This is a genomic window from Yoonia sp. KMU-150 (assembly GCF_056858355.1).
Genome location: NZ_JBXEQF010000001.1, coordinates 145,048 through 163,845, shown reverse-complemented (window position 1 = coordinate 163,845; position 18,798 = coordinate 145,048). Strand labels below are relative to the sequence as shown.

Here is an 18,798-nt window from a genome sequence, read left to right as displayed (position 1 = left end):
TATATCGGGTATTCAACGTTCAAAGGCAGACTCAGCGTGTTTCGGTTTTTCGAAAACCTCGTCGATCCCTATACGCCCTATCAGGAAACCGACCGCCCACCGCAGCGGTTGCGTCCGTTTCTGCTCGACTACGCGCGCCCGTTCAGAAAAGTGTTCTGGGTAACGGGTTTGCTGTCGATCATCATCGCGGGGGTCGAGGTTTGGCTGTTGAGCTACCTTGGGCGTCTTGTGAATATTCTCGCCGAGGGTAACCCGGGCGAGATCTGGCGCACGCACGGGCTGGAGTTTCTGCTTGTCGCTCTTTTCCTGCTGACCCTGCGCCCGGTATTGCAGGTGGTGCAGGTTGCCTTGTTGAACCAGTCGATTTTGCCCAACTTCGGTACCCTTGTGCGCTGGCGCGCGCACCGACAGGTGATGCGGCAGTCGGTAGGGTGGTTCGAGAATGACTTTGCCGGGCGCATCGCCAACCGGATCATGCAGACACCGCCTGCGGCGGGCGAGGTGGTGTTCCAGATTTTCGACGCGATCACGTTTTCGATTGCCTACCTGATCGGTGCGTTGATCCTGTTGGGCGATGCGGACCTGCGACTGATCATCCCGATGCTGGCCTGGTTCATACCCTACCTGTTCCTGCTGCGCTGGGTCGTCCGGCGGATCGGTCCCGCGTCCGAGGCCGCGTCGAACGCGCGCAGCGCCGTTACCGGGCGCGTCGTCGATAGCTACACCAATATCCATGCGGTCAAGATGTTTGCGCATCACGACCGCGAAATCACCTACGCCAAGGAAGCCATCGAAGAGGCGCGCCGCACATTCCAGATCGAAATGCGGCTTTACACGATCATGGATGTTGCGCTGACGGTATTGAACGGCGTGCTGATCGTGGGCGTCGTCGGCTGGGCCGTCTGGCTTTGGTCGCAGGGCTCGGCTGCGATCGGTGTGGTCGCCGCAGCGACGGCGCTGACATTGCGGATGAACGGCATGTCGGGCTGGATCATGTGGGCGGTGTCGAACTTTTTCCGGGAACTGGGGGTCGTAGCCGAAGGCATGCAGACCATCGCGCAACCGATCAGCCTGTTGGACAAGTCTGGTGCGCGCGCGCTTGCGGTGCCCGAAGGTGCAGTCGAAATCGACCACCTGGAACATCACTACGGTCGCCAGACGGGTGGAATAGAGTCTGTTTCCCTGAAAATACCTGCGGGTCAGAAAGTTGGGCTTGTCGGCCAGTCAGGCGCGGGGAAATCCACGCTCGTGAAACTTCTGTTGCGGTTCTATGACGCAGAGAAAGGGCGCATTCTGATCGACGGACAGGATATTTCACAGGTCAGTCAGGAAAGTCTGCGGCGTGCTATCGGTATGGTACAGCAGGAAAGCACGCTGCTACACAGGTCTGTCCGCGACAATATTCTGTACGGCAATCCGCAAGCCAGTGAGGACGAAATGTTGGCCGCGGCAAGGAAAGCCGAGGCACATGACTTCATCCTCGATCTTGCGGACAGTGAAGGGCGAACCGGCTACGACGCACGCGTCGGTGAGCGCGGCGTGAAGCTGTCGGGCGGGCAAAGGCAGCGGATTACGCTGGCCCGCGTGATGCTGAAGGACGCGCCGATCCTCTTGCTTGACGAAGCGACGAGCGCCCTCGACTCAGAGGTCGAGGCGGCGATTCAGGAAACGCTCTATGGTATGATGGAAGGCAAGACCGTAATCGCGGTGGCGCATCGTTTATCGACCATTGCGCAGATGGACCGGATTATCGTCATGGATCAGGGCCGGATTATCGAGGACGGCACCCATGACAGTCTCCTTGCGGACGAAGGCCAGTACGCAAGGTTCTGGGCGCGACAATCTGGCGGGTTTCTGGGGCAGGGCACATGAAGATCACTGAATGGATCAGCCCGTTTGCCCCTGCTGACGGACCGCCGCCCAAGACCATCGCGGCCTTCATGCACTGGGGACTCAAGGGCAGTTATCCAGCAATATTCGCGGGGTCCGCCGTCTCTGTCGTTTCAGGTTTGATCGAGGTCGCATCCGCCCTGATGCTGGGTCTCGTGATTGATGCCGCGCTGGCCGGATCGACCGAAGGCTTCTTTGCCGAAAATACGGGGCTGATCTTGGGCGTTTCGGTGTTTTTCCTGCTGTTTCGCCCGTTGTGGCTGGGCCTTTCGGGCATCATGCAATCGGTGGTGATCGGCCCGGCCGTGTCGACGCTCATCCTGTCGCGCCTGCACCGCCACACACTCGGGCAGTCGGTGTCGTTCTTCGATGACGACTTTGCTGGGCGTATTTCGCAAAAGCAGATGCAGGCGGCAAGCGCGCTGATGAACCTTGTCGTCGAATTCGTGCACACCGTCGTTTTCGCGCTGTCTTCGGTGGTCGGTTCGCTGGTTCTGGTCATGACTTTGGACTGGCGCGCAGGTCTTGCGCTGGGCCTTTGGTTCGCCGCCTACGTGATGTTCCTGCGGTTCTTTATGCCGCGGATCAGGGCTGCATCGAAAGTGCGGGCCGGTGCGGCGGCAACGGTATCTGGGCAGATCGTCGACACCATCGGCAATATCAAGACCGTGAAACTGTTCGCGCACGACCGGCACGAAGATCAGGCGGCGATTGCCGCGCTGGAAGATGCGCGGCAGGCAGGGATCAAATGGGGCTGGGTTTCGGCAAGTTTCCGCGGCTCGCTGATGGTTCTGTCCGGCGTTCTGCCGTTGTTGCTGGTCGGGGTGACGCTGCTGGTCTGGACGAACGGCGGAGCGTCTGCCGGTGACATTGCCGTCGCGGGCACGATCGGCTTGCGTCTGGCGCAGATGACCGGGTGGGTCAGCTTTACACTGATGGGCATGTACGGAAACGTGGGTGTGCTGGAAGATGCCGTCGGCACGTTGTCAGGGGACCAGACCCTGAAGGATGCGCCCGACGCAACAGAACTTGTGGTCGAGCGTGGCGAGATCAGGCTGGAGAATGTCCATTTCGCCTATGACGGCAGCCGCAATGGCATTCACGACCTGTCCCTCACACTGCAGAGCGGTGAAAAGCTGGGGATCGTCGGTGGGTCAGGTGCCGGGAAGTCGACGCTCGTCGCACTGCTGCTCCGGCTGTACGATCTGGACGGCGGGCGCATCCTGATTGACGGTCAGGACATTGCGCAGGTCACGCAGGAGAGTCTGCGGCGACAGATCAGCATGGTCACGCAGGAAACCGCGATGTTCAACCGGTCGGCCCATGAGAACATCGGCTATGGAACACCCGATGCGACGGAAGCCGAGGTGATCGAGGCAGCCCGACAGGCCGAGGCACATGAATTCATCACTGATCTTCGCGATTTCAAGGATCGCAGCGGTTATGACGCGCATCTGGGTGAGCGGGGGGTGAAGCTGTCCGGCGGCCAGCGCCAACGCATCGCAATTGCCCGGACGATCCTGAAAGACGCGCCGATCCTTGTTTTGGACGAGGCGACAAGCGCACTCGATTCCGAGGTCGAGGCGGCGATTCAATCAGCGTTGGAGTCTGTCATGGACGGCAAAACCGTGATCGCGATCGCGCATCGTCTGTCGACTTTGGCCCGTATGGACAGGATCGTCGTGCTGGACGCCGGACGTATCGTCGAGGAAGGCACGCACCGTGCGTTGCTGGCCAAGGACGGGCTTTATGCCCGATACTGGAACCGGCAATCGGGCGGATTCATCAACGTTCAGGATGCGGCGGAGTAATGGCACGGGTCGAGGGGCTGACTCATCTGGGGATGGGCAAACTGGATGATGGACGCACGCTTCTGCCACGTGTCCTGCCCGGCGAAGAGGTGACTGTCGCTCAGGATGGCACGGTGCGTATCGTGACACCTTCGGTGGCGCGTGTGTCGCCACCCTGTCGCCATTTCAAATCCTGCGGCGGATGCGCAATGCAACATGCGTCCGATCCGTTCGTCGCGGAGTGGAAGCAGGATATCGTACGTCGTGCATTGGCGGCGCGTGGGCTTGCACCACCGTTTCGCGCTCTGCACACGTCGCCGCCACAGTCGCGACGGCGGGCAAAGCTGTCCGGGCGGCGGACAAAGAAAGGTGTCATGCTTGGGTTTCATGCGCGCGCATCCGACACATTGGTGTCGGTGCTTGACTGCCAGCTGGTGACCCCGGGCATCCGCGAGACGTTTCCGGCGCTGGAAGCACTGATCCCGCTGGCCTGTTCGCGCAAGGGTGAGATCGCGTTCACGGTGACGGAAAGCGCAAATGGTGCAGACGTTCTGATCGAGACCGATAAGCCCCTGACAGGCGAGTTAAGGATCATGCTTGCCGCATTCGCGCAAAGCCACAGGTTGGCGCGGCTGGTCTGGCAAGACGAGGTGATCGTGACGATGGCTCAACCCGCGCACTGGATCGGCTCTGCCGAAGTGATCCCGCCGCCGGGCGCGTTCCTGCAGGCCACTGCGGACGGCGAAGCGGCGCTTCTGGCTGCTGTGTCGGAGATTACCGCCGATGCCGACCGGATCGTCGATCTGTTTTGTGGTGTCGGCACCTTTGCCTTGCCGCTGGCGCGCACAGCCGAGGTGCATGCCGTGGAGGGCGAGGCAGAGATGACCGCGGCGCTTGACCGGGCATGGCGCGCCGCGCCCGGTTTGAAACGCGTCACGACAGAGACGCGCGACCTGTTCCGCCGCCCGTTAGAGCCGGACGAACTGGCGCGGTTCGACGCAGCGGTCATCGACCCGCCGCGCGCAGGGGCAGAGGCGCAGGTCGATGCCATAGCCCGATCCGGCGTGGCGACCGTTGCGATGGTGTCGTGCAACCCGGTAACCTTTGCGCGCGACGCGGCGACGCTTGCAGAGAGCGGATTCGCTTTGAACTGGGTGCAGGTCGTTGACCAGTTTCGCTGGTCGCCGCATGTCGAGGTTGTGGCATCGTTCACACGCACGTGATTTCGTCGGCCATCACGGTGCTTTGAAAAAAATCCGACTTCGTCTAGGACAGAAAAAAGCGGCAAGACCGTATCTGTGTGGGGCAGGGTCATGATTTCACGACGTGCGATGTTGCTGGTGACGGCTGCGGCGATGACCGGATGCACCGCCAGTAAATTCAAAAGCTACAGCGGGCCGCCGGTCACCCGCGTTCAGATATTCAAATCATTAGGTGTCATGCAGCTGATGAGCGGCGAGCGGTTGCTGCGTCGCTACAACTTCGAATTGGGGTTTGCGCCAGAGGGACACAAGCAATTCGAAGGCGACGGGCGTACACCGGAAGGTCTTTACTACATCGACCGCCGCAACCCCAACAGCCGCTTTCATCTGTCGCTTGGCATCTCCTATCCCAATGCTGCCGATATCGCATATGCACGGGCCAACGGGCGCAGCCCGGGCGGCGATATCTTTATCCACGGCACGCCAAGCAACTATATGGGCGAAGATGACTGGACTTGGGGCTGCGTTGCCGTGACCAATGACGAGATGGAAGACATCTACGCGATGGTACGCGACGGCACCCCGGTTTACATCTATCCCTGATCCGACTCGTCAGCCTTGGAAGGTCGACCCTATTACCGGGGTGCCCAGCGGTGTGATCGTCGGTGCGCCGGTCACAGGTGATGTTCCGGGGGCACTTCCGACGGACAATGTCCACCAGATCTTGCCAGCAGGTTCCTGATACCAGGCAAATCCGATCCGCCGCGCAGCGGGGTCGAGAATGACCGCCCGGGTATCGGGTTCCTGCATCCATGCGGCGAGAGTCTGTAATTCTGTCTCGTAGGACTCGGAGATGTTCTCGCCAAGAAGACGCCCGGTGAACCCGGCGCGGCGCGCACGATCCAGCGGCGACGATCCGTCGGAACCGAAAAGCCATGGCCGGTTCTGCACCGACATATCCCGCGAATGTGTCGCCGCAGAGGCGATCAGTTCGGAGTCGAGCGCGACCGGTGCCACACCGGCGGCCTGTCGCAATGCATTGATGCTTTCTTCCATACGAAACTGGATTGCATCCACGTCTTCGGGTGCGATCGGATATATCTGTGGCAAAGGGAGCCCGTCAGGACCGATCCGCGCAGATGGTGTTGTGCAGGCAACAAGGCCAGCCGCGGCCAACCCAAGACAAAATGAACGACGCTGCATCTGAAAACCCGCGATAATTTCGCTTCTCTTAGCGACAATAGAACCACACTTCAAACATCCTTCGGCCATGTTCCGCCAATATGACGGATGTTTGAATTGCCGCGTTGCAAGACAGGCACTAAATACCAACGCAGATTGAAAAGCAGGATAGAAAAATGACGCAAGATCGCTTCAATACCTTTTCCCGCCGCGGCTTTCTGGCTGCCGGCGCTGCTGCAGTCGGCACGGGCGCCCTGGCCCAGACTGCAAACTCCACCGAGATCGAGCGCGATATCGGCAGCGCCGTAACGCGCAATACGGCCAGCTTTCGTGCGCTCGACTGGCGTCCGTATTTCAGCAATCTGAACGGCGGCGCGATCCTGTGCGACATGGAAAGCCGTGCGCTGCATTATTGGTCCGCCGATGAGAGCGTTTACAAGCTCTACCCGACATCGGTGCCGCTGTCAGAGGATCTGACCCGGCGCGGCCGGACAGAGGTGATCCGCAAGGTCGAGGGGCCAAGCTGGGCACCGACGCCTGCGATGCGCGAACGCAACCCCGAATGGCCCGAGCGGATCGGACCCGGACCGGACAACCCGCTCGGCACGCATGCGCTGTATCTGTCCTGGCAGTACTACCGCATCCACGGCACCCATGACACGCGCAAGATCGGACGCCGGTCGTCGAATGGCTGCATCGGCCTTTACAACGAACATATCGCCGAGCTTTACGCTCTTGCGACGACAGGCACGCAGGTCATGCTGATTTAAGCAGTCTGTGCGCGTGCTGAAATGAATGAACGGCGGGTCGATTGGCCCGCCGTTTCGTTTTTGATCACGGCAATGGATCGGTGAGGCTGATCGTCGCCACCCCTATTGATTGACCCATCCCAGCAGGTTCTTGTCGATCAGGCTCGACAACGCGGCGATATGGGCATCGTCGTCGTTGAGGCAGGGAATGTAGGTGAAGTGTTCGCCGCCAGCCTCTTCGAAACTTTCCTTGATCTCCTCGTTGATCTCTTCCAGCGTTTCGATGCAATCGGCCGAAAAGGCAGGTGCGCAAACGGCGATGTTTTTGACGCCGTCCTCTCTTGCAAGCCGGGCGACCTCTTCGACAGTGTAGGGTTTCAACCATTCTTCGGGACCGAATTTCGACTGGAAGGTCGTCACGATTTGCGTGTCGTCCCAGCCCAGACGCTCCTTCAGCAAGCGCGTCGTTTTCTGGCACTGGCAGTGATAGGGGTCACCCTCACGCAGGTACCGCTCGGGGACGCCGTGGTATGAACAGATCAGCTTTTCCGGTTTGACCGTCGTCGCCCCATAGGCTGTCTCAATCGACTGGGCAAGCGCGTCGATATAGGCCGGGTCCTCGAAATAGGGTTCGACCACGCGCGCTACGGGCTGCCACTTTTCCTGCATCAACGCGCGGAAGAACTGATCGTTTGCGGTGGCGGAGGTGGCTCCGGCGTAGTGGGGATAGAGCGGAAAGAAGAGTATCTTGGTACACCCCGCCTCGACCATCTCGCGGACCTTGGACTTGGTCGATGGATTGCCGTAGCGCATGCAGAAATCGACGATCACATCGTCGCCGTAACGGGCCTGCATCTTGGCGCGGATCGCGGACGTCTGCTGTTTGGTGATTGTGAGGAGCGGGCTTTCATCGGCATCGGTGTTCCAGATCGACCGGTAGGCCGCGCCGGAGGTAAAGGGCCGTTTGCTCAGAATGACAAGCTGCAGCAAAGGCTGCCAGAGCCATGCCGAATAGTCGACGACACGTTTGTCGGACAAAAATTCGCTCAGGTACCGACGCATCGACCAATAGTCCGTGCCGTCGGGCGTGCCGAGGTTGGCAAGCAACACCCCAATGCGCGCTGGCTTGATTTTCGGATGATCAGGCGGTGCGTGGTATGGGCATTTGGCAGTGGTCATGGACGTATCCGTCATTGCATCAAACATAGGTCACCCGTCAGTAGCGCTATTGGCGGGGCAGTTAAATCAGATACGGTCAATCGGAGATATCGGATTGACCAAAGCCGCGTTCCGCCACGCCAAGAGCATCCGATAGTCTGGCCGCGGCGCTGCCGGGTCGCAGTGGTTGCGGTTGCGATGGATCGGGCGCCCAACCAGTCAGCGTGATCAGTTCGAAAGTGGCCGGAACACGTCCGCCGTCGTCACCAAATGTGCTTGCATAGATGCCTGCAGCCTTGGTCAGGATAATACGACGGGTGATGTGCCGGATCCGTGCGGAGAGCGCATTGGTTTCCCCCATCGCCCGCAGGTCGTGCATCAGGTGCAGCGCGTGGGTGTAGCTGGCGGTAAGGCTTGTGCCATCGGCGACGGGCAGCGCGAACCCGGCGCGCTGCAACAATGCGCCCAGATCCCGGATTTCGCCCATCGGCGCGACCCGCGGCGACAGACCGCCGGTGATCTGGACTTCGGCCTGACCAAGGGCTGCGCGCAATTCGTGCAGAGTCTGTCCACCCAAACAAGCACCCAGAAACAGGCCGTCGGGTCGCAGCGCGTGCCGACACTGCACGAGCTGACCGACGGGATCGTTCGCCCAATGCAGGGCCATGGCGTGAATGACCAGATCGTGGGTCCCCGGCTTCAACGTCAGCGTGTCGTCATCGGGTACGACCAGCGCGTTCGGGAAAGCGGCCTGCCAGAAATCGGGATGGCCTGTCACGATTGCTGGGGACGTAAAGGTTTTGTTAACCTCCTCAAGTCTTTCCTTGATTTCATCGTCCACGATCCTGTGAAGAAACAAGGCTTCGGTGTTCGCCCTGTCGCGATAGCGGGCAAGGGCGGTCCGGTCGGTTAGGTGTGGCGACGATGTCATGGAGGTCATTTAGGGGCAGCACTATCAAGTTGCAAAGCATCATTCGCGCCATCTATCCGGCGCAATGCGTGGCCTGCGATGCGCAGACCGAGGCAGAACACGGGCTGTGCGGAACCTGCTGGCGCGAGACGCGGTTTATCGGAGGGCTGGTCTGTGACACCTGCGGAACACCTTTGCCCGGGGACGCGCCCGACGAGGCGGTGCAATGTGACGATTGCATGACCATCGCCAGACCCTGGAGCAGGGGTCGTGCTGCGCTGGTCTATGACGGGGTCGGACGCCGGCTGGTTCTTGGACTGAAACACGGGGATCGGCTTGACCTCAGCTACCCGGCCGCTTGTTGGATGGCCCGGGCGGCCGAACCCCTATTTACTCCCGAAACGATGATCGTGCCGGTGCCGTTGCATTGGACCCGGTTGCTCAAGCGGCGCTACAATCAGGCGGCCGTGCTGTCGCAGGATCTGGGCAAGATCGTGGGCTTGCCGGTGTGTGTCGATGCGTTGGTGCGCCCGCGCCGCACCAGGCCACTGGAAGGGCACAGCCGGGCCGACCGCTTTTCAGCGCTGACGGATGCAATCAGGGCGTGGCCCGACCGCGTGCCGCTGTTGCAGGGACGCGATGTGTTGATCGTCGATGACGTCATGACCTCCGGAGCGACGCTTGCCGCCGCAGCGGAGGCCACGCTTGCCGCGGGCGCCCGGCAGTGTTGTGTCGTGACACTGGCAAGAGTCGCCAAAGACACCTAGATTGGTCTGACACGCCGCCGAAGGAACAGGTAAATGGCCCCTATCGAGATGTACATCAAACCCGGCTGCCCGTTTTGCCATGCTGCTGTGCGTTTGCTCGACCAAAAGAACGCCGCCTATACGACTATCAATATTCTTGCACAGCCAGCCCGCAGGCCCGAGATGATCCAACGTGCGAATGGCCGCACGACGGTGCCGCAGATTTTCATCGGGGGGCAGCATATCGGCGGGTTCGATGATCTGAGCGCGCTTCATGCGCGCGGCAAGCTGGATGCCTTGCTGGCGGCATGAAGGTCGCGCTGCTCCAGATGACGTCGTCGGACGATCCGGCGGCCAACCTGCCTGAAACGCTTGCGATGATCCGCGATGCGGCGGAAAAGGGCGCAGAGCTGATCGCGACACCGGAAGTGACCAATTGCGTATCAAACAGCCGCAGCCGCCAGAAACAGGTGCTTCAGCACGAGGCGGATGACATCACGCTTGCGGCGATACGCGATGAGGCACGGGCGCTGGGCGTCTGGGTCTCGATCGGGTCGTTGGGATTGCTGACCGACGATGCGGATGGACGCTTTGCCAACCGGCAGTTTCTGATCGACCCGGATGGGACGATCGTGGCGCGCTATGACAAGATACATATGTTCGATGTGAACGTGACCGAGACCGAAACCTTTCGCGAGTCCGAAGGGTATCGCCCCGGATCGCGGGCGGTTCTGGCCGATACGCCTCTCGGGTACATCGGTCTGGCGATCTGCTATGATGTGCGCTTTGCGTATCTGTTTCGCGATCTCGCACAGGCGGGGGCGAAGGTTCTGATGATTCCGGCCGCGTTTTCGCCGGTGACAGGTGCCGCGCATTGGGAAACGCTCTTGCGGGCACGGGCCATTGAAACGGGGTGTTTCGTGATCGCCGCCGCCCAGACCGGCACCCATGCCGCGACCACGGGCAAGCCTCGCAAGACCCATGGACACAGCATGGTCGTGGCCCCCTGGGGCGAGGTGTTGGTCGATGCGGGGACCGAACCGGGTGTCACATGTGTTGATATCGATCTTGCAGACGTGTCTGATGCGCGCAACCGCGTGCCTGCGCTGACCCACGACAGAGACTATACCCGCCCGTCATGACCGATGCCGCCCACAATCTTGCCGTAACCCTGTTCAGCGAGATTCTGGCAGTGGACCAGCTGGCGCGCGCGCGGCTGACGAAGGTTCTGCCAAAGGGCATGGAGCTGTCGCATTTTTCGGTGCTGAACCATCTGGCTTATGCAGGTGAAGAAAAATCACCGGCGGAGCTAGCCCGGACATTTCATCTGACCCGGGGTGCGATGACGAATACGCTGGCCAAACTGCAATGGGCCGGATGGGTGCACGTGCGACCCGACTGGGACGATGCACGTCGCAAAATGGTCGCGATCAGCCCGGCAGGGCGCGCGGTGCGGGATGCCGCGATTACAGGCATCGCGCCGCTGATCGACGGTATCGTCGACCGGGTCGGTGCCGACAAGGCGCGTGCAACGCTGCCGGTCCTGCGCGAGATGCGCCTGAGCCTGAGCGAACCCGGAAAAGACTGAGGAGGTTCTGGCGCGCAGCGTCATGCGGGATCACGCCTTCAGGCTGGCAGTAACGTAGTTGCACGACAGGTCGGTGTCGGAAATGCTCCAGTCCCAGGCGATCGGATTGAACTTGAAGCCCTTGCGATCCACCGGGTCGAGCCCGGCCTGGCGCAGCAGGTCGAACAGTTCATCCGGGGTGATGAACTTTGACCATTCGTGCGTTCCTTTCGGCAGCCACCGCATGATCCATTCGGCCCCGACGATCGCCATCGCAAAACTCTTCGGATTGCGGTTGAGCGTCGAGCAGATGTGCAGCCCGCCGGGTTTCAGCAGCTGCTGACAAGCCGTCAGGTATCCCAGCGAGTCGGCGACGTGTTCGACTACTTCCATGTTCAGAACGACGTCAAATTGCTCGCCGCTTTCGGCTAGTGCTTCTGCAGTGGTGTGCCGGTAGTCGATGGCGAGGCCGGATTGGTCTGCATGGATGCGCGCGACAGGGATGTTGCCCGCCGCGGCATCCGCACCGACGACCTCAGCACCGAGCCGCGCCATAGGCTCGCAAAGCAACCCGCCACCGCAGCCGATATCGAGGATACGCAGCCCTTTGAACGGGTGCGGCGCGTCAAGATCGCGTCCGAACTCTGCAGCGATCTGGCGGGTGATATAGTCGAGTCGGCACGGATTGAGCATGTGGAGTGGCTTGAATTTCCCTTCCAGATCCCACCATTCGGCCGCCATTGCTTCGAACTTGGCAATTTCGGCTGGATCCACGGTGTTAGTGGCGTCTGCGGTCATGATGTGGCCCCTCGATGCGTGTCGCTTGAACGGTCGTCCGGTCATGGCGTCCCGGCGCAACACGTTATATAGGACGGATATGGACAAGGTCTTAGGTCAAAAACGCGCAGGGGCGCATTTATACCCGCCGATCGACCCCTATGATCAGCGGATGCTGGACGTCGGCGACGGGCATACGGTTTATGTCGAGCAATGCGGCAACCCGGACGGGATGCCGGTGGTCGTTCTGCACGGCGGACCGGGCGGCGGGTGCAGCCCGGCGATGCGGCGCTATTTCGATCCGACACGCTATCGCATCGTGCTGTTCGATCAGCGTGGCTGTGGTCGCTCGCGGCCCCACGCCAGCGTCACGGACAATACGACATGGCACCTTGTCGCTGACATAGAGATGATCCGCGACACGCTGGGTATCGACCGCTGGATCGTCTTTGGCGGCAGTTGGGGCGCGACGCTGGCGCTGATCTATGCACAGGCGCATAACGATAGAGCCGCGGCCCTTGCGCTGCGCGGCGTTTTCCTGATGACCCAGCCGGAACTGGACTGGTTCTATGGCGGCGGTGCCGCACGGTTCTGGCCCGACCTGTGGGCGAAGTTCGCCGGTTTGATCCCGACGGAAGAGCAGGACGATCTGATCGCAGCCTATCATGAACGTTTGTTTTCCGGCGACCTGCAGACGGAAATCCGGTTTGCACGGGCCTGGGCTGGTTGGGAAAACGCGCTGGCGGCAATCGGCAGCGATGGCGTGACGGGCGAGAGCGCGGGTGACTACGCACGCGCTTTCGCGCGGCTTGAAAATCACTATTTCCAGAACGCTGGTTTCCTGACCCAGGATCAGCAAATCCTCAATCGCATGGACCGTCTGGCCGATATTCCGGGCGTGATCGTGCAGGGCAGGTATGACATGATCTGTCCGCCCGCATCGGCCTACAAGCTGGCGGCAGGATGGCCCAAGGGCCGGCTGGTGATGATCGGGCGTGCCGGTCACGCCCTGTCAGAGCCGGGGATCAGCGCAGAGCTTGTCCGCACGATGGACCTGATGGCGGATAAACGGGAGATTCTGGGCCTTTAGGGTTTACAGGTCGTTTTCAGACCTTAGTCTGCGCAACGACCAACCGGGGAAATCAGACATTGAGCAATGTCCTGTCGATCATCTTGCAGCGTCTCGCGCTGGGGTTTCTGACGCTGCTGATCGTTTCGATCGTCATCTTTACCGCCGTGAACCTGCTGCCGGGCGACTTTGCAGAATCCATTCTGGGGCAGGGCGCGACACCGGAGTCGGTCGCGTCCATCCGCGAAGATCTTGGACTCGATCAGGGGCCGGTCACGCGATACCTGTCCTGGTTGGGCGGGATGTTGACCGGTGATCTCGGCACGCCCTTTTCGCAGCTGATGTTCGCGCAGCAAATGGGCGGTGCCGGCGATGTGACGGTGCTTGACCAGATCGCACCACGGCTGGGCAATACGCTGTTTCTTGCGGGTGTCACGGCGATGATCGCCGTGCCTGTCGCGGTAACGCTGGGTGTTCTGGCGGCGCTTTACCGCAACACGGTGTTTGACCGCGCGGCGAACGTGGCCACGCTTTCGAGCATTTCCAGTCCCGAATTCTTCATGGCGTATATCCTGATCCTGATACTCGCCGTGATCAATCCGATCCTGCCGTCGCTGTCCAACATCTATGACGGGATGCCGTTCGGCGAGCGGCTGCAGAAAACGCTGCTGCCTGCGCTGACGCTTACGCTGGTGGTTACGGCGCATATGATGCGGATGACGCGGGCGGCGATCATCAATCTGCTGGCCTCGCCCTACATCGAAATGGCGCGGCTCAAGGGTATGTCACCGATACGGGTGATCGTGAAGCATGCGTTACCTAACGCGCTGGCCCCGATCATCAACGTGATCGCGCTGAACCTGGCGTATCTGGTGACGGGCGTCGTCGTGGTCGAGGTGGTGTTTGTTTATCCCGGTATTGGCCAGCTGTTCGTGGACAGCGTGAAAATCCGCGACATCCCCGTAGTGCAAGCCTGCTGCCTGATCTTCGCCGCTGCATATATCCTGCTGAACCTGACCGCTGACGTGCTTTCGATCCTCAGCAATCCGCGACTAAGGCATCCGAAATGATCTTTGAAAGCGCACTTGCGAATGTGGCTGTCTGGTTGGTGGCGATTGCCGCGCTGGGCTGGGCACTGCGGTTCGCCGGGCAGATGATTACCGGCAACGCGCCCTATTGGCGCGATATGCCGTACGGCGTGGCCTTTGGATATATTCTGGCAGCGGCTATCCTGCTGTTTCTGGTGCGGGGATATGTCGCCAGCCTGAGTGACGATCCGGCGACCGCGAACACCTATTTCTTCCTGCGGGTCGCGATCAATGCATTCGTCATTTTTGCCGTGGCGGCATGGCTGTTCAAGCTGCTTGGTCGCACGGTGGGCACAAACTGGAGCAAAAAAATGTTCCGTTCGATGCCATTGACGGCGTCGTTCGGAATATTGGTGATCATCCTTTACGTTTTTGTAGCGATCTTTGCGGGTGTCCTCGCACCCTATGGTCAGGATCAGATCATTCAGGGCGTGGCCGCGAATATCGTGGCCGGGGGCGATCCGGCTCTGGGCGGCAATCCCGAATTCCCGCTGGGGACTGATCAGATCGGTCGCGATATCCTTAGCCGCCTGATCTACGGCGCGCAAAACACCGTCGGGATCGCCTTTGTCACGACCGTATTGGCATTCCTGCTCGGCGGAACCTTCGGCTTTCTGGCGGCGACGATCGGCGGTTGGCTGGATCAGGTGTTGTCGCGTGCGGTCGACGTGCTGATGGCGATTCCGTCGTTGATTTTCGCGCTTCTGCTGATGACCATCGCAAGCGTCTGGTCCACCGAACTGGGTATTCCGCTGACGATTTTCATGATCCTGATCATCGCCGTGATCGACAGCACCCGTGTTTACCGTCTTGCCCGTGCGGTCGGGCAGAACATTGTCGTGATGGACTATATCGAGGCGGCGAAGCTGCGTGGCGAAGGCATGGGATACCTGATGTTCCGCGAAATCCTGCCCAATGCGACCGCCCCGTTGCTTGCCGAATTCGGTCTGCGGTTTTGCTTTGTGTTCCTGACGATCGCATCGCTGTCGTTCCTGGGTGTGGGGATCCAGCCGCCGCTGGCGGACTGGGGGACGATGGTGCGCGATCTGGCGGGCTTCATCAACTATGCGCAGTTCGCGCCGCAAGCCTCCGTCACGCCACTGCTGGCCGCCGGCGCTATCGCGCTTCTGACGGTCGCGGTGAATTTCGTCGTCGACTGGATGCTGCATAAATCGTCGGGGTTGAAGGAATGAGCGATCAGCTGGTCAAAATTCGCGACCTTTGGCTGGAGGGACGCAGCGACGAAACCTGGAACCCGATCATCAACGGCGTCGATCTCGACCTGAAAAAGGGCGAGGTCCTGGGGCTGATCGGGGAATCCGGTGCTGGCAAATCCACCCTGGGTTTGGCCGCGATGGGTTACACCCGCGACGGTGTGCGGATTTCCAAGGGGTCTGTCGCGTTCGACGGGATCGACCTGTTGACGGCCTCTGCCGCGACAAAGCGCAGCCTGCTGGGCAAGCGGATCGCCTATGTCGCGCAGTCCGCAGCGGCGAGCTTCAACCCGGCGCACAAAATACTTGAACAGCATATCGAAGGTCCGACCCGTCACAAGGTCATGAGCAAGGCGGAGAGCGAACGCGATGGCATGGACCTTTATGCCAAGCTGCGTCTGCCGAATCCCGATGAAATCGGGTTTCGATATCCGCATCAGGTGTCGGGCGGGCAGTTGCAACGGGCCATGACCGCGATGGCGATGTCGTGCCGCCCGGATCTGATCATCTTTGATGAGCCCACGACCGCGCTGGATGTGACCACGCAGATCGAAGTGCTGGCGGCAATCCGCAATATCGTGGACGAATTCGACACGGCGGCGATCTATATCACGCACGACCTTGCCGTCGTTGCGCAGATGGCTGACCGGATCAAGGTGCTGCTGAAGGGCGACGAGGTTGAAACCGCGGACACCCGCACGATGCTGTCCGCCCCGACCGAGGATTACACCAAGTCGCTTTGGGCCGTGCGCGAATTTGAACGGCCCGCCAAACCACCCGTTGTTGGCGATGCGGTGCCGGTGGTGGCCGTCCGTAACGTCGACGCATCCTACGGCACCATTCCGGTTCTGTTCGACGTCAGCTTCGATATGCACGCGGGCCGCACCGTTGCGGTGGTGGGCGAGTCCGGCTCTGGCAAATCGACCACGGCGCGTTGCATCACCGGTCTATTGCCGCCGACATCGGGGCAGATACTTTTCGATGGGGAACCCGTGCCCGCGAACTATCGCAAGCGATCCAAGGATCAGTTGCGACAGGTGCAGATGATCTACCAGATGGCAGATACTGCGCTGAACCCGCGCGTGACTGTCGGCAACATCATCGCGCGGCCTGTTCAGTTCTACAGCGGGTTGTCCGGGCGCAAGCTGCGTGCGCGGGTCGACGAGCTGATGGAGCAGATCGAGCTGCCGTCAGCCCAGTTTTACAACCGGCTGCCATCCGAGCTTTCGGGCGGGCAAAAGCAACGGATCGGCATTGCCCGCGCTCTGGCCGCCGACCCCAAGTTCATTATCTGCGACGAGGTGACATCGGCACTGGACCAACTGGTCGCCGAAGGAATTCTGCGCCTGCTGGCGCGTTTGCAGGACGAGCTGTCGCTTTCCTATATGTTCATCACCCATGATCTCGCCACCGTGCGGGCCATTGCGGATGAGGTCGTGGTGATGAAGGATGGACGGGTGATCGAACAGGGACCGAAACGGGATATGTTCACGCCACCGCACCACCCTTACACCGACCTTTTGCTGTCTTCGGTTCCCGAAATGGACCCGGATTGGCTGACCAATCTTCTGGCGGAACGCGGAGTTGATAACATCGGCGATGCAGCCGTTGATAAGATGTAATCACGAATCACCCGTTTGCGCGGGCGACACAACGGGGCAAAAGCCCCGATTTAGACAACTAGGGAGACGACACTATGAATGGAATTAGCAGACGCGGTCTTTTGAAGACCGGTGTTGCCGCCGGCGTTCTGGGCCTGACAGGGATGCCCCTGCGCGCGCAGACCCGTGGTGGAAAACTGACCGCCGGTCTGGGCGGTGCAAACACATCCGATAGCTGGGATGGCCGGACACATTCGGACATTTTCATGATCGCAGCGGCGCACGGCACGGTCTTTGACTGTCTGACCGAAGTCGCGGCAGACGGTTCGCTGAAAGGCGAGTTGGCGGAAAGCTGGGAAGCATCTGCAGACGCAAAGACATGGACGTTCAAGCTGCGTCAGGGCGTGACTTTCCACAATGGTAAGGCGTTCGGCGCAGACGACGTGATCGCATCGCTGAACATGCACGTCGAAGAGGGCGCGCAGTCCGCGGCCCAGCCGATCGTGGCCGCCATCGACGAAATGAAAAAGATCAACGATCACGAGGTCGAGTTTACGCTGGCCTCCGGTAACGCCGACTTCCCCTACCTGATGTCCGACTATCACATCCTGATGTTCCCGGCCGGCATGATCGAGGAAGCGATCCAGCAGGGCATCGGTACCGGTCTTTATGCTGTCGAGAGCTTCGATCCCGGCGTGCGCATGACTGCCAAACGTGTCACCGACCACTACAAGGGCGACAGTGCCGGCTTCTTCGACGAGGTGGAGTTCATCGCGATCAACGACAACACCGCCCGGATGAACGCGCTGATGACGGGTCAGGTCGATGCAATCAACAGGATCGACTTCAAGACAGAGGCGCTTTTGAACGCGAACCCCAATGTCCGCATTCAGGAAGTGACCGGAAACCAGCACTACACGTTCCCGATGCTGACAGACGTGAACCCGTTCGATCAGGTCCACATTCGTCAGGCGCTCAAGTACGGTATCAACCGCGAAGAGATGGTCGAGAAAATCCTGCTGGGTCACGGTCAGGTCGGTAACGACTCGCCCATCGGTCCCGCCAACCAGTACTACGCCGCCGATATGGAGCAGTTGGCCTACGACCCCGACAAGGCAAAGTTCCACCTCGAACAGGCTGGCATGACATCGCTGGACATCGATCTGTCGGCGTCCAACGCGGCATTCGAAGGCGCTGTCGACGCAGCCCAGCTGTTCCAGGCATCTGCCAGCGCGGCGGGCATCAACATCAACGTCATTCAGGAACCGGCTGACGGCTATTGGTCCAACGTCTGGAACACCAAGCCGTTCTGCGCGTGCTACTGGTCGGGTCGCGCGACCGAGGACTGGATGTTCTCGACCGCATATGAAGCTGGCGTGCCGTGGAACGATACCAACTGGGATCACCCACGTTTCCAGGAACTGCTGCTGTCGGCCCGTGCCGAACTCGACAGCGACGTACGTCGCGAGCAGTACACGGAAATGCAGCAGATCCTGCGTGACGAAGGCGGTGTCCTGTTGCCGATGTTCGCGAACTACGTTCAGGCCGTGAACAACCGGATCGTGTCTCCCGATACGGTCGGTAACCTTTGGCAGATGGACAACGCCCGCATGGCCGAGCGTTGGTCGGTCGCATAAGGCCCCGTTGATATGATCGAAGCGCCCCGTCGGAAACGGCGGGGCGTTTTTCTTTGTGGCGCGTTCGGTTTGGTCATCCTTGCGACGAAACGATACAGGGCTTGCAGACTCACCCCGGGCGGCCTATATCCTCTTCAACACCGGCGCAGGCTTCCACCCCCTGCACCACCGAAATCGCAACGGGCCGTGTGCCCGTTTTTTTGTGTCTGAAGCAGAGT

Annotated in this window: 18 protein-coding genes; 14 read left to right on the top strand and 4 right to left on the bottom strand. The window is 60.5% G+C overall.

Features of this window, described 5'->3' with window-relative positions:
- Positions 1-36: 36 nt before the first annotated feature.
- The 4 genes from AC04PH_RS00780 to AC04PH_RS00765 all read left to right on the top strand — a co-directional run bounded on the left by AC04PH_RS00780 (position 37) and on the right by AC04PH_RS00765 (position 5,485).
- Positions 37-1,872 carry an ABC transporter ATP-binding protein gene (locus AC04PH_RS00780; protein ID WP_483063838.1) on the top strand — a complete coding sequence of 612 codons (1,836 nt, stop codon included), beginning with the start codon at positions 37-39 and terminating at the stop codon, positions 1,870-1,872.
- Positions 1,869-3,701 (top strand): ABC transporter ATP-binding protein, encoded by a 1,833-nt coding sequence (locus AC04PH_RS00775; protein WP_483063837.1) that lies wholly within the window; start codon positions 1,869-1,871, stop codon positions 3,699-3,701. Before AC04PH_RS00780 ends, AC04PH_RS00775 begins: the two co-directional genes overlap by 4 nt.
- Entirely contained in the window at positions 3,701-4,903 is a 1,203-nt protein-coding gene (locus tag AC04PH_RS00770; protein ID WP_483063836.1) for a class I SAM-dependent RNA methyltransferase, read from the top strand. Before AC04PH_RS00775 ends, AC04PH_RS00770 begins: the two co-directional genes overlap by 1 nt.
- A gap of 90 nt (positions 4,904-4,993) precedes the next feature.
- Positions 4,994-5,485, top strand: a complete 492-nt coding sequence (locus AC04PH_RS00765) for a L,D-transpeptidase family protein (protein WP_483063835.1) — start codon at positions 4,994-4,996, stop codon at positions 5,483-5,485.
- Positions 5,486-5,494: 9 nt separating this feature from the next.
- Here AC04PH_RS00765 and dalA read toward each other — a convergent pair whose 3' ends face one another.
- Entirely contained in the window at positions 5,495-6,085 is a 591-nt protein-coding gene (dalA, locus tag AC04PH_RS00760) for a divisome-associated lipoprotein DalA (RefSeq protein WP_483063834.1), read from the bottom strand.
- 155 nt (positions 6,086-6,240) lie between these two features.
- Between dalA and AC04PH_RS00755 the strand changes: the two genes are divergently transcribed.
- Complete coding sequence (locus AC04PH_RS00755; RefSeq protein ID WP_483063833.1) at positions 6,241-6,834, top strand: L,D-transpeptidase; 594 nt, start codon at positions 6,241-6,243, stop codon at positions 6,832-6,834.
- A 102-nt stretch (positions 6,835-6,936) separates the two neighbouring features.
- On the opposite strand, the gene hemH is transcribed toward AC04PH_RS00755, so the two are convergent.
- Both hemH and AC04PH_RS00745 read right to left on the bottom strand, forming a co-directional pair.
- Positions 6,937-8,007, bottom strand: a complete 1,071-nt coding sequence (gene hemH, locus AC04PH_RS00750; protein ID WP_483066119.1) for a ferrochelatase — start codon at positions 8,005-8,007, stop codon at positions 6,937-6,939.
- Between the two features lie 61 nt (positions 8,008-8,068).
- On the bottom strand, positions 8,069-8,902 hold the full coding sequence (locus AC04PH_RS00745) for a methyltransferase domain-containing protein (protein WP_483063832.1): 834 nt from the start codon (positions 8,900-8,902) through the stop codon (positions 8,069-8,071).
- A 23-nt stretch (positions 8,903-8,925) separates the two neighbouring features.
- On the opposite strand from AC04PH_RS00745, the gene AC04PH_RS00740 reads away from it, so the two are divergent.
- The 4 genes from AC04PH_RS00740 to AC04PH_RS00725 are packed head-to-tail and all read left to right on the top strand — an operon-like array spanning position 8,926 to position 11,215.
- Complete coding sequence (locus tag AC04PH_RS00740; protein ID WP_483066118.1) at positions 8,926-9,648, top strand: double zinc ribbon domain-containing protein; 723 nt, start codon at positions 8,926-8,928, stop codon at positions 9,646-9,648.
- A 33-nt stretch (positions 9,649-9,681) separates the two neighbouring features.
- On the top strand, positions 9,682-9,939 hold the full coding sequence (grxC, locus tag AC04PH_RS00735) for a glutaredoxin 3 (protein ID WP_483063831.1): 258 nt from the start codon (positions 9,682-9,684) through the stop codon (positions 9,937-9,939).
- On the top strand, positions 9,936-10,769 hold the full coding sequence (locus AC04PH_RS00730) for a carbon-nitrogen hydrolase family protein (protein ID WP_483063830.1): 834 nt from the start codon (positions 9,936-9,938) through the stop codon (positions 10,767-10,769). The genes grxC and AC04PH_RS00730 overlap by 4 nt, the downstream gene beginning before the upstream one ends.
- A complete protein-coding gene (locus AC04PH_RS00725; protein WP_483063829.1) occupies positions 10,766-11,215 on the top strand; it encodes a MarR family winged helix-turn-helix transcriptional regulator in 450 nt (149 codons plus the stop codon). Before AC04PH_RS00730 ends, AC04PH_RS00725 begins: the two co-directional genes overlap by 4 nt.
- Before the next feature lie 30 nt (positions 11,216-11,245).
- Here the strand turns inward: AC04PH_RS00725 and ubiG are convergent, their stop codons facing one another.
- Positions 11,246-11,992, bottom strand: coding sequence for a bifunctional 2-polyprenyl-6-hydroxyphenol methylase/3-demethylubiquinol 3-O-methyltransferase UbiG (gene ubiG / locus AC04PH_RS00720; protein ID WP_483063828.1), 747 nt, complete (start codon positions 11,990-11,992; stop codon positions 11,246-11,248).
- Between the two features lie 79 nt (positions 11,993-12,071).
- Here ubiG and pip point away from each other — a divergent pair, with 79 nt between their 5' ends.
- The 5 genes from pip (at position 12,072) to AC04PH_RS00695 (ending at position 18,580) form a co-directional block, all read left to right on the top strand.
- Positions 12,072-13,061, top strand: a complete 990-nt coding sequence (gene pip / locus AC04PH_RS00715) for a prolyl aminopeptidase (RefSeq protein WP_483063827.1) — start codon at positions 12,072-12,074, stop codon at positions 13,059-13,061.
- A gap of 59 nt (positions 13,062-13,120) precedes the next feature.
- Positions 13,121-14,110 carry an ABC transporter permease gene (locus AC04PH_RS00710; RefSeq protein ID WP_483063826.1) on the top strand — a complete coding sequence of 330 codons (990 nt, stop codon included), beginning with the start codon at positions 13,121-13,123 and terminating at the stop codon, positions 14,108-14,110.
- A complete protein-coding gene (locus AC04PH_RS00705; RefSeq protein WP_483063825.1) occupies positions 14,107-15,321 on the top strand; it encodes an ABC transporter permease in 1,215 nt (404 codons plus the stop codon). Before AC04PH_RS00710 ends, AC04PH_RS00705 begins: the two co-directional genes overlap by 4 nt.
- Positions 15,318-16,964, top strand: coding sequence for an ABC transporter ATP-binding protein (locus tag AC04PH_RS00700; protein WP_483063824.1), 1,647 nt, complete (start codon positions 15,318-15,320; stop codon positions 16,962-16,964). Before AC04PH_RS00705 ends, AC04PH_RS00700 begins: the two co-directional genes overlap by 4 nt.
- A 74-nt stretch (positions 16,965-17,038) precedes the next feature.
- Complete coding sequence (locus tag AC04PH_RS00695; RefSeq protein WP_483063823.1) at positions 17,039-18,580, top strand: ABC transporter substrate-binding protein; 1,542 nt, start codon at positions 17,039-17,041, stop codon at positions 18,578-18,580.
- Positions 18,581-18,798 lie beyond the last annotated feature (218 nt).